The 11821-nt window shown below is 62.1% G+C and carries 13 protein-coding genes and 1 pseudogene; 5 read left to right on the top strand and 9 right to left on the bottom strand.

All coding sequences use genetic code 11. The features are described from left to right. Nucleotides 1–163, top strand: a pseudogene (locus ACNFCJ_RS05940) (IS5/IS1182 family transposase); the annotation flags it as partial. 128 nt (nt 164–291) lie between these two features. Here ACNFCJ_RS05940 and ACNFCJ_RS05935 read toward each other — a convergent pair. After that, nucleotides 292–798 (bottom strand): DUF3015 domain-containing protein, encoded by a 507-nt coding sequence (locus ACNFCJ_RS05935; RefSeq protein WP_416770336.1) that lies wholly within the window; start codon nt 796–798, stop codon nt 292–294. A gap of 165 nt (nt 799–963) precedes the next feature. Here ACNFCJ_RS05935 and ACNFCJ_RS05930 point away from each other — a divergent pair, with 165 nt between their 5' ends. Further along, a complete protein-coding gene (locus ACNFCJ_RS05930) occupies nt 964–1335 on the top strand; it encodes a PilZ domain-containing protein (protein ID WP_416770334.1) in 372 nt (123 codons plus the stop codon). Nucleotides 1336–1497: 162 nt separating this feature from the next. Here ACNFCJ_RS05930 and ACNFCJ_RS05925 read toward each other — a convergent pair whose 3' ends face one another. Together ACNFCJ_RS05925 and radA are read right to left on the bottom strand one after the other, a co-directional pair. Continuing rightward, complete coding sequence (locus ACNFCJ_RS05925; protein WP_179545810.1) at nt 1498–1644, bottom strand: hypothetical protein; 147 nt, start codon at nt 1642–1644, stop codon at nt 1498–1500. Nucleotides 1645–1827: 183 nt separating this feature from the next. Then, a complete protein-coding gene (gene radA, locus ACNFCJ_RS05920) occupies nt 1828–3186 on the bottom strand; it encodes a DNA repair protein RadA (RefSeq protein WP_179545811.1) in 1359 nt (452 codons plus the stop codon). A gap of 97 nt (nt 3187–3283) precedes the next feature. Here radA and ACNFCJ_RS05915 point away from each other — a divergent pair, with 97 nt between their 5' ends. Continuing rightward, nucleotides 3284–3778 (top strand): GNAT family N-acetyltransferase, encoded by a 495-nt coding sequence (locus ACNFCJ_RS05915; protein ID WP_416770332.1) that lies wholly within the window; start codon nt 3284–3286, stop codon nt 3776–3778. 74 nt (nt 3779–3852) lie between these two features. Here the strand turns inward: ACNFCJ_RS05915 and ACNFCJ_RS05910 are convergent, their stop codons facing one another. Further along, entirely contained in the window at nt 3853–4131 is a 279-nt protein-coding gene (locus tag ACNFCJ_RS05910; protein WP_416770331.1) for a YdcH family protein, read from the bottom strand. A gap of 68 nt (nt 4132–4199) precedes the next feature. After that, nucleotides 4200–4448 carry a YdcH family protein gene (locus ACNFCJ_RS05905; protein WP_416770329.1) on the bottom strand — a complete coding sequence of 83 codons (249 nt, stop codon included), beginning with the start codon at nt 4446–4448 and terminating at the stop codon, nt 4200–4202. A gap of 196 nt (nt 4449–4644) precedes the next feature. Between ACNFCJ_RS05905 and ACNFCJ_RS05900 the strand changes: the two genes are divergently transcribed. Further along, nucleotides 4645–5670: a CNNM domain-containing protein gene (locus ACNFCJ_RS05900; protein WP_416770328.1), complete on the top strand. Its 1026-nt coding sequence runs from the start codon at nt 4645–4647 to the stop codon at nt 5668–5670. Here the strand turns inward: ACNFCJ_RS05900 and ACNFCJ_RS05895 are convergent, their stop codons facing one another. The 4 genes from ACNFCJ_RS05895 to ACNFCJ_RS05880 all read right to left on the bottom strand — a co-directional run bounded on the left by ACNFCJ_RS05895 (nt 5671) and on the right by ACNFCJ_RS05880 (nt 9849). Continuing rightward, nucleotides 5671–6447, bottom strand: a complete 777-nt coding sequence (locus ACNFCJ_RS05895; protein ID WP_416770327.1) for a ferredoxin--NADP reductase — start codon at nt 6445–6447, stop codon at nt 5671–5673. Nucleotides 6448–6535: 88 nt separating this feature from the next. Further along, nucleotides 6536–7552: a 4-hydroxy-2-oxovalerate aldolase gene (dmpG, locus tag ACNFCJ_RS05890; RefSeq protein ID WP_416770326.1), complete on the bottom strand. Its 1017-nt coding sequence runs from the start codon at nt 7550–7552 to the stop codon at nt 6536–6538. Between the two features lie 10 nt (nt 7553–7562). Further along, nucleotides 7563–8501 (bottom strand): acetaldehyde dehydrogenase (acetylating), encoded by a 939-nt coding sequence (locus tag ACNFCJ_RS05885; protein WP_416770324.1) that lies wholly within the window; start codon nt 8499–8501, stop codon nt 7563–7565. 40 nt (nt 8502–8541) lie between these two features. Continuing rightward, a complete protein-coding gene (locus tag ACNFCJ_RS05880; protein WP_416770323.1) occupies nt 8542–9849 on the bottom strand; it encodes an MFS transporter in 1308 nt (435 codons plus the stop codon). 192 nt (nt 9850–10041) lie between these two features. Between ACNFCJ_RS05880 and ACNFCJ_RS05875 the strand changes: the two genes are divergently transcribed. After that, nucleotides 10042–11781, top strand: coding sequence for an IlvD/Edd family dehydratase (locus ACNFCJ_RS05875; RefSeq protein WP_179623863.1), 1740 nt, complete (start codon nt 10042–10044; stop codon nt 11779–11781). The last annotated feature ends 40 nt before the right edge of the window (nt 11782–11821 follow it).

Here is an 11821-nt window from a genome sequence, read left to right as displayed (position 1 = left end):
TCCCTTCGGCAACCTGAAGCAATGGATTTTGGGTAATGGTCGCTTCCTGCTCCGACAACTGCAGGGCGCTCGGACGGAAATGGCCCTGGCGGTCAACGCCTACAACCTGAAGCGTGCCATCAATGTGATGGGTGCCCGTCGGTTGATCGAGCTGTTGGGGTAAATCCCGCTTTCCATTTCCAAGCATCAAAAACACCAACGCCCCGAACCAGTCGGGGCGTTGGATTTTTCTGGCGTCAGTGCGTTTTCACACGCTCTGAATGGGGGGCTTCTTTTTGCCTGGGGTTTGCCTCAGGCCGGTTGTTTAACATAGCGCGCCAGTTGCGCATCACGACTCATCACGTCGAGGGTAGCGGCCAGCACCTGCTCGCTGGTGGCGTCGGCTTGGCTGAAGATGCTGCCGAAGTTGTCGTGGGTGACCTTGGCGAAGTGCGCACGATCCTTGGCCTCCACACCCAGCAAGGTGGCGTAGGCGTCCAGCGCTTCACCCTGGCCGATGGCCATGTCTTCGGCGATGGAATCGAGCATACCGTTCATCGCCAGCATGGAGCGGCCGTTGTAGCCCAGCGCGCCACTGGTGTCGCAACCGTTGGTGCCTGAGGTCATACCGAAGGTGGCATTACCGAAGGTGCCGTTGGTGGTGGTGGCCAGAAAATGCGGGGCCATGCCGCGCTGCCCTTCGAACAACATGTTGCCCCAGCCGCAGCCATTGCCACCCGCAGCGTCGGCAAATGCGCCAGCACTGGCCATGCTCAACAGGCCGAAGACCAAACCTTTGCCTAGCAGTCGCTTGCTCATGTCTATCTCTCCGCATTATCGAGTAATGAAAACCACACAAGGAGCTTTGGTGAGACTTAGCCACCTGTCAAACTGAGGTGCCTCAGCGGTACCCTGCGACACAGCGGCAAAGCACGGGGCCGCCAGCCTTGGCTATAGTGATGTAAATCCTTCAGGAGTATGGGCATGAGTGAATCAGCCAACGAGCGTCGGCGCTTTCAGCGCATTGCCTTCGACGCCCCCGCCGTCATCGCTCAAGGTGAGCGGCAATGGTCGGCAGCTCTGCACGATGTTTCACTCAAGGGCCTGCTGATCAAGACCCCGCGTGACTGGAACGGTGACCCGAACCAGCCCTTCGAAGCCCTTATCGAACTGGGAGACGAAGCCAAGGTAAAGATGGAAGTGGTGCTGACGCGCACTCAGCCGCAGTCCCTCGGCTTCGTATGCCGCCATATCGATCTGGACTCCATCAGCCACCTGCGCCGCCTGGTCGAACTCAACCTTGGCGATGAACAGCTTCTGGAACGCGAACTGGCAGCGCTGGGCGAAGACGACTAGGTTCTATACGAAAAGTCGTCAAGCGCAGGTCAGGCGAGGCAAAAAACCGGTGAGGAACGGACTGGGCTCGCACTCGAGTTTACGAGTGGTAAATGAGCATTCCGAACCGGTTTTTAACGAAGCATCACCGAGCGCAGCCACTTTTCGTACAGAGCCTAGTGGTCAGTGGCGCAGGCAGGCTGCTTCTGCCTGCTCACGGCGCTGGCGACGCGCCTGAATACGCTGCGCCTCACGACGTGCATCGCGCGACTCGACTGCTTTGGCGTCGAAGTTGAAAGCCCGGGAAAAGAAATCGAAGAACAGGAACATGATGGCATCTCCTTCAGTGGATACGCCTTCATGCTGCGCGCCGATAGCCTGCTACCTATTGATCTCGGTCAGTTTTCGCCCCGCCCCACTCGCGGCAGAACGCCGCATGCGTGGATCGCGGCTGTAACCCCTCCCACAGCGGACTCCTGACGCCTGTGGGAAGGGCTTTAGCCAGGACTTGGCTTATTCGAATAGCGCATCCAGCGCCTGTTCCAATCGCGTGACAGCAACGATCTGCAGCCCAGGCGGCGCCTCCTTGGGCGCGTTGCCTTTGGGCACGATGGCACGTTTGAAGCCGTGCTTGGCCGCCTCTTTCAGGCGTTCCTGACCACTCGGCACCGGGCGGATCTCGCCAGACAGGCCGATCTCGCCGAACACCAGCAGGTCGTGCTGCAAAGGCCGGTTGCGCAAGCTGGAGATCACCGCCGCCATCAACGCCAGGTCAGACGCCGTTTCCAGCACCTTGACCCCACCAACCACGTTGAGAAACACGTCCTGGTCGTAGGTCGGGATGCCGCCATGGCGATGTAGCACCGCCAGGAGCATGGCCAGACGGTTCTGATCTAGGCCCAGGGTGACGCGGCGGGGGTTGCCCAGATGACTGGTGTCGACCAGCGCCTGCACCTCTACCAGCATCGGTCGCGAGCCTTCCCAGGTGGCCATCACCACACTGCCGGGCACCGCCTCCTGAGCGCGAGTGAGGAAGATCGCCGAGGGGTTGGAGACTTCCTTCAAGCCCTTGTCGGTCATGCCAAACACACCCAGCTCGTTGACCGCGCCGAAACGGTTCTTCACTGCCCGCAGCAGGCGCAGACGACCGTCGGACTCACCCTCGAAATACAGCACGGTATCGACCATGTGCTCCAGCACGCGCGGGCCGGCCAGCGCGCCTTCCTTGGTCACGTGGCCGACGAGAAAGATCGCCGTACCGCTTTGTTTGGCGAAACGCACCAACAGCGCCGCACTCTCGCGCACCTGGGCGACACCGCCTGGCGCCGACTGCAGCTGCTCGGTGAAGATGGTCTGAATCGAGTCGATCACCATCACCTTGGGTTTTTCCTGGCGCGCGGTGGCGATGATCGTCTCGATGCAGGTCTCGGTCATGACCTTGAGTTTGTCCTGCGGCAGGTCCAGCCGCCGTGCACGCATCGCCACCTGCTGCTGCGACTCCTCGCCAGTAACGTACAAGGCCGGGAAGCGCTGTGCGATGTTGCACAGGGTCTGCAGCAGGATGGTCGACTTGCCGATGCCTGGGTCACCACCAATCAGCACCACCGAGCCATCGACCAGGCCGCCGCCAAGTACACGATCGAGCTCGCCGGAAGCGGTGGAAAAACGCGGAATTTCCTCGACACTGACTTCAGCCAGGGTCTTGATATTGGCCTTGTCGCCGGCCCAGCCTGTGCGACCGCTGGGCGTAGCGCCCTCGACCACGGTTTCCACCAGGGTATTCCAGGCGCCGCACTCGCCACACTGCCCGGCCCACTTGGGAAAGGTGGCGCCACACTCGGTGCAGCCGTACATGCGTTTTGCCTTGGCCATGGGGAAATCGTCCTGCCTGTTGAGCGAAGGCTGGAACGATACCGAACTACTGGATAGATTTACAGACCACCGACACAGACCTTCACCAGGAAACACCATGCAGATCGAACTGCTACCCACCACCGCCGAGCAATTACCGCTGATCCGCAATCTTTATCAGTTCTACTCCTACGACAGCTCGGACTGGGAGCAGGAGGACGTCGAGGTCGACGGTCGTTTCTACATCCATGAGGAGCACCTGCAGCGCTATTGGCAGGAGCCGGGCTGGAGCGCCAGCCTGATCCTGGCTGATGGGTTCATCGCCGGTTTTCTGCTGGTCGAGCGCAGCGAACTGCCCGCCATCGATGCACCGGAATTCGCCGATTTGTTCATCCTCAAGCGCTACCGCCGACTGGGTATCGGTCGTGCACTGGTGCAGCAGGCGATGGGCGACGGCAGCACCTGGTTGTTGCGCTTCTACCGCCAGGACGAGGTGGCCCTGGCTTTCTGGCAACAGTTGATAAGCGAGTTGCCAAGACCGCCGAGGGCGGTCTGGACGGAAGATGAGGCAGACGGACTGCTGACCTATCTGATCAACCCACCCGTGCATTGAAGCGTTTGGCCGCAGGCGCCCGCTTGCGAGCGATCAACCTGCCACAAATATCGCCGGCAAGCCGGCCCCTACGCTCAACCCTTGCAACCGTTGCCACAGCCACAGCACTGCCCGGAGGCACGCTTGAGCTGACGAGCAAGTTCGTCTTTGAGCGCAACTCGGTTGAGTTTCAGCGCGCTGAGGGCGACGTCATCGAGCAGTTCGATACCGTCCTCGATACGGCAGATGCGTTTGTCCAGCACTTCGTACTCTTCAGCCTGGCGAGAGAATTGTTCGTCGCTCTGGCGCAGGCGCTGCAGTTCGTTGCGCAGTTCGGGGAAGTCATGAACCAACGGATGGTGGTCGACGTGCATGATGAAGCCTCTGACAAGAAAGATGGCTCCAGCCTAGCGCTGCACCTCGACCGTTCATTTGATCCGGATCAAGCACTGCCCGCCTTACGCAGCAGATCGGCGATCTCGTCCTTCAATCCCACACGCTGCAGCTTTAGCCCCTGCAATGTCAGGTCGTCGGCAGCTTCACGGCCGTCCTCTATTTCGTATATGCGCTTGTCCAGCGCCTCGTACTCTCCAGCCAGGCGAGGGAAGTGCGGGTCACTTTGCATCAGCCTGCGCATGGTATCGCCTTGCTGAGGGAATTCGCGGGTCAACGGGTGATGTTCAAGCGGCATGGAGGACCTCCCCAAAGAGTGTCCCTTTAGCCTAGTCGAAGCTGGGCCGCGTGCCGCCAATCAGCGATCAGCAAGCCAGCCGTCAGTCGACGAGCACTGCCTGCGCCCACACTTCGAAATGAAATGTTGCAGCTTTTCTGCTTTTTCTACCGCTCTTGCGCTACATTTGCCAACCCTTGGCCACTTATCCCCCTACATGACACTCCTGATAGCGTTCGCTGTCCTCTCCATTCTGGTTTCGTTCATCTGCTCCATCCTCGAAGCCGCCCTGCTCTCCCTCACGCCCAGTTACATCGCTCAGCAGAAGGTCGAAAAGCCTCAGCTGTACGAAAGGCTGAAAGAGCTCAAAGACAAGATCGACCAGCCGCTGGCGGCCATCCTGACTCTCAATACCGTGGCGCATACCGTTGGTGCGACCGGTGTCGGTGCGCAGGTGGCAATCGTCTTTGGCGACGGTTACCTGGGTATCGCCTCGGCGGTCATGACCCTGCTGATCCTGGTGCTCTCGGAGATTCTGCCGAAGACCATCGGCGCCCGTTACTGGCGCGCCCTGGCCCCATTCCTGCCGAGCCTGCTGCGGGCGATGATCCTGCTGCTCAAGCCGTTCATCGTGCTATCTGACCTGATCATGCGCCTGTTTGGCGGCAAGGAGCCGGAGCACGACATTCGACAGGAAATCAAAGCGCTGACCATGCTCGGCCGCGAAGTGGGCAAGCTCGACGAAGACGAGCATCGAGTGATCAGCAACATCCTCGACCTGCACGAGATTCGTCTGCGCGACATCATGACGCCGCGCATCGTCTGCGAATCCGCCGCACCGGATGAATCGATCGCCGCGTTCAAAGCCCGTGCCCGCGAGAGCCAGTTCTCCCGCTACCCGTTAATCGGCGAGGACGAGTCGCCGCTGGGCGTGGTGTTCCGCTATGACGCCCTGGCCGCCGAGAACGACGCCGAACCGATCACCCAGATCATGAAGCCGCTCAAGGTAGTGTCGGAAAGCATGAACGTGGAAAGCCTGATGACCCTGCTCATGCAGGAGCGCCAGCACATGTGCCTGGTGTACGACGAATTCGGTAGCTGGCGCGGTCTGGTGACGCTGGAAGACATCATGGAAACCATCATCGGCAAGCCGATCCTCGACGAGACCGACGACATCCCCAACATGCGCCGCTTCGCCAAGCGCCGCTGGGAGCACCGACTCAAGGCGATCCGCGAAGACTGATCACCAGTAGTTTTCGACTGCCACCTGACCCGGCCGCCGGGTCAGGCTCAGGTTCAGACCACGCGCCTTCAGGCGTTGACGAATGTCGTCGATCATCTGTGGGTTGCCGCAGATCATCACTCGCGAACGCTCAGGCGTCAGCTCAAGCCCGGCGGCCCGCTCCAGCTCGCCGCTGTCGAGCAGCTCGGTGATGCGCGAGCTCAGACATTCCGGCGCCTGCTCACGGGTGACCACCGGCAGGTAGGTGAGCCTGTCAGCGAACTCGGCCAGGTGCTCCAGCTCGGCAAGCCCCCGGATCAGCGGCTGGTAAGCCAGCTCGGCAGAGGTTCTTGCGCTGTACACCAGCACGATGCGCTCGAAGCGCTGCCACACCTCGAAATCCTGCAGGATCGACAGGAACGGCGCGATGCCGGTGCCGCTGCCGAGCAACCAGAGGTCGCTGCCGTCGACGAAGCGATCCAGGGTCAGGTAGCCGGTAGCCATCTTCTCCACCAGCAAGCTGTCGCCAACGCGCAGCCGACTCAACTCGCTGGTGAACTCGCCATCCGGCACCACGATGGAGAAGAACTCGAGAAACTCGTCATGCGGCGCAGACACCAGCGAGTAGGCGCGCCAGACGATACTGCCATCGGTTTTCTCCACCCCCAGTCGTACGAACTGCCCGGCGCGAAAACGAAAACCGGCATCACGGGTGGTACGCAGGGTGAACAGGCTTGGTGTGAGTGTCTGTACGTCGAGCAGGTTCTCGCGCGTGAACTTGTCATCGCTGACGGTCATGCGAAGCTCCTGGCCGAATGGTGCCCGCAGTGTCGCGCAAAAGCCGCGCGACAAAAACCGTCAGATCGCAGGGGCATCCACCAACGAGTCAGGCGCGGCGAGCGAGCAGATCCAGCGCCACGTCGACGATCATGTCTTCCTGGCCGCCGACCATGCGCCGCTTGCCCAGCTCGACGAGAATGTCGAGGGTCTTCAGGCCGTACTTGGCGGCCGCCACCTCGGCGTGACGCAGAAAGCTGGAATACACACCGGCGTATCCGAGGCCGAGAGTTTCGCGGTCGACCCGCACCGGGCGATCCTGCAGCGGCCGCACCAGGTCGTCGGCGGCGTCCATCAGCTTGTAGAGGTCGGTGCCGTGGTTCCAGCCCGTGCGTTCGGCGGCAGCGATAAACACTTCCAGCGGCGCGTTGCCGGCACCGGCGCCCATGCCAGCCAGGCTGGCGTCGACACGATCACAGCCCTCCTCCACCGCGACGATGGAGTTGGCCACGCCCAGGCTCAAGTTGTGGTGGGCGTGCATGCCGGTCTGGGTTTCCGGGTTCAGCGTGGCCTTGAACGCGCGCATACGGTCGCGGATATCGTTCATGTTCATCGCGCCGCCGGAGTCGGCCATGTAGATGCACTGCGCGCCGTAGCTCTCCATCAGCTTGCCCTGACGCGCCAGCTCTTCGGCCGGAATCATGTGGCTCATCATCAAGAAGCCCACGGTATCCATGCCCAGGCTGCGCGCGTATTCGATGTGTTGCTTCGATACATCCGCCTCGGTACAGTGGGTGGCCACGCGCACGGTGCGTGCACCGGCGTCATAGGCAGCCTTGAGGTCATGCACTGTGCCGATTCCCGGCAACAGCAGCACAGCGATGCGCGCGTGCTCAATGACGTCGGCAGCGGCTTCGATCCACTCCAGATCGCTGTGCGCGCCAAAACCGTAGTTGAAGCTGGAGCCCTGCAGGCCATCGCCGTGGGTGACTTCGATGGAGTCGACCTTGGCCTTGTCCAGCGCACGGGCGATGTCCTGCACGTTCTGGATCGAGTACTGGTGGCGGATGGCGTGGCTGCCGTCGCGCAGGGTCACGTCGGAGATAAAGAGTTTCTTGCCGTTCATATCAGTGTCCTCAACCGTTGAGCATCGACAGGGCCATACGCTCGGCAGTGGCCAGCGCGGCGGAGGTCATGATGTCGAGGTTGCCGGCGTAGGCCGGCAGGTAATGGGCGGCGCCTTCGACTTCGAGGAAGATCGAGGTCTTCAGGCCGCTGAAGCGACCGTGCCCAGGGATGTTCAACGGTGCCGACTCGGGGATCACGTCGAACTGCACCTTCTGTTTGAGGCGATAGCCCGGTACGTAGGCCTGCACGGCGGCGGCCATTTCCTCGACGCTGGCGGCGATCTGCGCCTGGTCGGCGGCTTCGCTGAGCACGAACACCGTGTCGCGCATCATCAGCGGCGGCTCGGCCGGGTTCATGATGATGATCGCCTTGCCCTTGGCCGCGCCGCCGATCACTTCGATGGCCTTGGAGGTGGTCTCGGTGAATTCGTCGATATTGGCGCGGGTACCGGGGCCGGCGGATTTGCTGGCGATCGAGGCGATGATCTCGGCGTAGTGCACCTTGGCTACGCGCGACACTGCCGCCACCATCGGGATGGTCGCCTGGCCACCGCAGGTGACCATGTTGACGTTGAGCTGGGCCAGGTTCTGCTCGAGGTTGACCACCGGCACGCAGTACGGGCCGATGGCCGCCGGTGTCAGGTCGATCAGGCGGATACCGGGCTTGATGCCACGCAGGAAGGCGTCGTTCTTCACGTGAGCGCCAGCGCTGGTGGCATCGAAGACGAAGTCGATCTCATTGAAGATCGGCAGGCGGGTCAGGCCCTCGACACCTTCATGGGTAGTCGCCACGCCCAGGCGGGCGGCACGGGCCAGGCCATCGGAATTGGGGTCGATACCGACCATCGCGCCCATTTCCAGGTGCTTGGCGTTGCGCATCACCTTGATCATCAGGTCGGTGCCGATATTGCCCGAGCCAACGATGGCGACTTTCAGCTTTCTGCTCATGTAGTTGCTCCAAAGGGCGGACGTCCCTGTCCGCCAGAGATCAGGACGCCTGCTCGATCACCACGCCCTGCGGCGCGGGGGTCTTCTTTTCCAGCTTGCGGTAGACGATGTAGGTCAGCAGCACGCCGCTGATCATCACCGCCGACAGGAAGTACAGGCCCGAGGACAGCGTGCCGGTGTACTCCTTGAGCGCACCGATACCGAACGGGCCGATGTAACCGCCCAGGTTGCCGAACGAGTTGATCAGGGCGATACCCGCGGCGGCGCTAGCACCGGTGAGGAAGCGGCCCGGCAGCACCCAGAAGATCGCGGTGACCGAGAACAGGCTGAAGGCGGTCATGCACAGCGCCGCCAATTGCAACACCGGCGAACCCAGCCAGGCGCTGAGGAACAGGCCGGCGCTGCCAAGGATGTAGAGGAAGGTAAGGTGCCCGTAGCGGTCGTTGAGGCGGTCGGAGCTACGCGGAATCAGCAGCAGGCCGATGATGCCGAAGACGTACGGAATCGCCGAGATGAAACCAGTGGTCAGATCGCTGCCACCGAACTGGTGCACCAACGTCGGCAGCCAAAGCCCCAGGCCGTAGGTACTCAGGGTGCTGGGCAAGTAGAGCAGCGCCAGCAGCAGCACGCGGCGGTCGGTCAGTGCCTTGAGCGGATTGGTGTGCTCGGTCTGGCCGTATTCCTTGCGATCCTTGTCCAGCTCACCGAGCAGCCAGTTGCGATCCGCCTCGGCCAGCCAGGCTGCGTCTTTCGGCGTATCCGGCAAAATGCGCAGGGTCGGCCAGGCCAGGGCCACGGCCGGCAGGCCAATGACGATGAACAGCCACTGCCAGCCGTGCAGACCGGCGATGCCATCCATGCCCAGCAGGGCGCCCGACAGCGGACCGGTGACCATCAGCGCGATGGGCTGGGAAAGAATGAAGAAGCCGAGCACCTTGCCGCGATGGCGTACCGGGTACCAGCGGGTGATGTAGTACAGCACGCCAGGGAAGAAGCCAGCCTCGGCCGCACCCAGCAGAAAGCGCATCACGTAGAAGCTGTACGACCCGGTGACGAAGGCCATGCCGACGGTGATCAGCCCCCAGGTGATCAGGATGCGGGCAAACCAGCGACGCGCGCCGAAGCGTTCGAGCAGCAGGTTGCTGGGAACTTCGAAGATGAAGTAGCCGATGAAGAACAGGCCGGCACCGAAGCCATAGGCCAGGTCGCTGAGGCCAATATCGGCGTTCATGTGCAGCTTGGCGAAGCCGACAGCGGAGCGGTCGATGAAGGCAACCAGATAAAGCAGGATCAGGAAGGGAATCAACCTGAGGGTAAGCGTACGAATAATCCGAGCTTCCGCGGTCATGGCGGGTCTCCACATTGTTTTTGTTCTGGATCGTTATCAGGGCAGGCGATTGCGTAGGCACTCGTCGCCTGCCGAGTGGACGAGACAATATAGTAATACTTTTTAAGGCGCAACGATTTCAAAATCAGTTTTTATAGGTTAGATTCAGCCCACCAAAACAAATTAGTCATACTAATAAGAGTTGACCGCGCCATGACTGATAAGAAGACCACCCTCCGCTCCGCTCAATGGTTCGGCACCGCCGACAAGAACGGCTTCATGTACCGCAGCTGGATGAAGAACCAGGGCATCCCGGATCACGAGTTCCGCGGCAAGCCGATCATCGGCATCTGCAACACCTGGTCCGAGCTGACGCCGTGCAACGCGCACTTTCGCAAGATCGCCGACCATGTGAAGAAAGGCGTGCTCGAGGCCGGCGGCTTCCCCGTCGAGTTCCCGGTGTTCTCCAGCGGCGAGTCGAACCTGCGCCCCACCGCCATGCTGACGCGCAACCTGGCCAGCATGGATGTCGAGGAAGCCATTCGCGGCAACCCGGTCGACGCCGTGGTGCTGCTCACCGGCTGCGACAAGACCACCCCTGCCCTGCTGATGGGCGCTGCCAGCTGCGACGTGCCGGCCATTGTGGTGACCGGCGGGCCGATGCTCAACGGCAAGCACAAGGGCAAGGACATCGGTTCCGGCACCGTGGTCTGGCAGATGCATGAGGCTTACAAGGCCGGCGAGATCGACCTCAACGAATTCCTCTCGGCCGAAGCCGGCATGTCGCGCTCGGCCGGCACCTGCAACACCATGGGCACCGCCTCGACCATGGCCTGCATGGCCGAAGCACTGGGCACCTCGCTGCCGCACAACGCCGCCATCCCGGCCGTCGATTCGCGCCGCTACGTATTGGCGCACCTGTCCGGCATGCGCATTGTCGACATGGTTCACGAAGACCTGCGTCTGTCGAAGATCCTCACCAAGGAGGCCTTCGAGAACGCCATCCGCCTCAACGCCGCCATCGGCGGTTCGACCAACGCGGTGATCCACCTCAAGGCCATCGCCGGACGCATCGGTGTGCAGCTTGATCTGGAAGACTGGACGCGTATTGGCAAGGGCACGCCGACCATCGTCGACCTGCAACCATCGGGGCGCTTCCTGATGGAAGAGTTCTACTACGCCGGAGGCCTGCCTGCGGTGATCCGCCGCCTGGGCGAAGCCGGCCTGCTGCCCAACCCGGATGCACTGACCGCCAATGGCAAGAGCATCTGGAGCAACTGCCAGGCCGCGCCGCAGTACAACGACGAAGTCGTGCGAACCCTGGACAACCCGCTGATCGCCGACGGCGGCCTGTGCATCCTGCGCGGCAACCTGTCGCCACGTGGCGCGGTGATCAAACCGTCCGCCGCCACCCCGGCACTGATGCAGCATCGCGGCCGCGCCGTGGTGTTCGAGAACTTCGACGACTACAAGGCGCGCATCGCCGATCCGGATCTGGATGTCGACGAAACCTGCGTGCTGGTGCTGAAGAACGCCGGGCCCAAGGGTTATCCGGGTATGGCCGAAGTCGGCAACATGGGCCTGCCACCCAAGGTTCTGGCCAAGGGCATCACCGACATGGTGCGCATCTCCGACGCCCGCATGAGCGGCACCGCCTACGGCACCGTGGTGCTGCACGTGGCCCCGGAAGCGGCTGCTGGCGGCCCGCTGGCAGCCGTGCGCAATGGCGACTTCATCGAGCTGGATTGCGCCAACGGCCGCCTGCACCTGGATATCAGCGACGAAGAACTGGCCGGGCGCCTGGCCGATCTTAAGCCCGACACCAGCGCCAAGATCTTCGACAGCGGCTACGCCCGCCTCTACGTCGATCACGTGCTGCAGGCCGATGAAGGCTGCGACTTCGACTTCCTGGTCGGCTGCCGTGGCTCGGATGTACCGCGCCACTCGCACTGAAGCCTGACGATAACCTCCATGGGAGCCCGCTCCGCCCGGG

It is taken from the genome of Pseudomonas sp. NY15364, from assembly GCF_048068235.1.
Taxonomy (GTDB): Bacteria; Pseudomonadota; Gammaproteobacteria; order Pseudomonadales; family Pseudomonadaceae; genus Aquipseudomonas; species Aquipseudomonas mendocina_D.
Note: the sequence above shows the minus strand (reverse complement) of the source record. Positions and strands in the feature narration are given on the sequence as shown.